Source organism: Wolbachia endosymbiont of Glossina morsitans morsitans, from assembly GCF_000689175.1.
Classification (GTDB): domain Bacteria; phylum Pseudomonadota; class Alphaproteobacteria; order Rickettsiales; family Anaplasmataceae; genus Wolbachia; species Wolbachia pipientis.
This window is the reverse complement of sequence record NZ_AWUH01000094.1, coordinates 4,966-6,410: the sequence shown is the minus strand read 5'-3', so window position 1 is coordinate 6,410 and position 1,445 is coordinate 4,966. Positions and strand designations below refer to the sequence as shown.

Genomic DNA, 1,445 nt, shown 5'->3' with positions numbered 1-1,445 from the left:
ATTTTGAGCTCTCTAAATATCTCTTTTGCTATCATAATTATGCTAGTTAATAGGGGAAGTAACTTTTATATGATGTCAGAAATTTTATTTTTCGGAAAGAATCTTGGATAGAGAGGAAAGCTTCTACAAAAAGAAATATGTGCGCTAAGAAATATAAAATAGCAGCATTAATAGTTGCAGCGGGGGTAGGCAGTAGATGCAATGCTACGATTCCTAAGCAATATATAAAACTGGCAGGTAAATCTGTTTTATTTCATACAATTCATACAAAAAGATTTCTGGCTAACCAATATATAGATTACATAAGAATAGCAATTAATAGAGACCATGAAAGTTTCTATGAGAAAGCTATATCACTAATTACAGACACTAAATTACTAAGCCCTGTATACGGAGGAGAAAACAGGCAAAGTTCAGTTAAACTAGGGCTTGAAAGCTTACAAAAAATTAACCCAGATTTTGTAGTTATACACGATGCTTGTAGGCCTTTTGTGTCAGATGTTCTGATAGATAACTTGGTTGAATCTATGATTAATGATCAATATACAGGAGTAGTTCCAGCAATAGAAGTTGAAGACACTGTGTCATTGGTGAGTAATAGTTTTATTGAATCTACGATTTCAAGAGGAAAGCTCGGAGCTATACAAACCCCTCAAATTTTTAATTTCAAAGAATTATTATCATGCCATCAATCAGTCAAAGAATTTACTGACGATTCATCACTAATGGTAGAGCACAAAAAACATGTTGCGATTATTAAAGGTGAGAAAAGCAATTTTAAGTTAACCACAAAAGAGGATATCAATANGGCAAAGCTTCTTTTTGAAGAGCCAAAATTTCGTATCGGAGCCGGTTATGATATACATAAGTTCATTAAAGTTCAAAATGGTGCTGAAAGCTTTATAAAAATTTGCGGTGTGAAAATTGAACACAACATGGCAATAGAAGCGCACTCTGATGGTGATGTTGCAATACATGCAATCGTTGATGCAATACTCGGAGAACTGGGATGTGGCGACATAGGAGAGCACTTTCCTCCTAGTTCCTCTGAATGGAAAGATTGCAATTCATCTCACTTTCTTGACTTTGCTGCTAAAAAAGCAAAAGAAAAAGGGTACAGCGTGTCTAATTTAGATATTACTATAGTTTGTGAAGAGCCTAAAATATCGCCTTACAAAGTAGAAATGAAGAAATTCATATCAAAAGCATTAGAAATTGATGATGAATTTGTAAATATCAAAGCAACCACTGCAGAGAAATTAGGTTATATTGGAAGAAATGAAGGAATAGCAGTGCATGCTTCTGTGTTATTGCATACAAACTTTTATTGGAAATAGAAACGAAAAAACTTACTTGACATCCTTCGCCAGCCCCCTTATCATGAAACTGAAGCTATTTATTTATCTTCTCTGTACAGATTAAATGACAAAAAAACTCAAGTATCT

General features: G+C 33.7%; 1 protein-coding gene and 1 pseudogene. Both read left to right on the top strand.

The features are described 5' to 3' along the window. Positions 1-137: 137 nt before the first annotated feature. Positions 138-807 (top strand): annotated as a pseudogene (ispD, locus tag WGMM_RS06620) (2-C-methyl-D-erythritol 4-phosphate cytidylyltransferase); the annotation flags it as partial. 1 nt (position 808) lies between these two features. Beyond that, positions 809-1,337: 2-C-methyl-D-erythritol 2,4-cyclodiphosphate synthase (gene ispF, locus WGMM_RS06615; RefSeq protein WP_240991862.1), on the top strand; the 529-nt coding region annotated here is incomplete at its 5' end. Between the last annotated feature and the right edge of the window lie 108 nt (positions 1,338-1,445).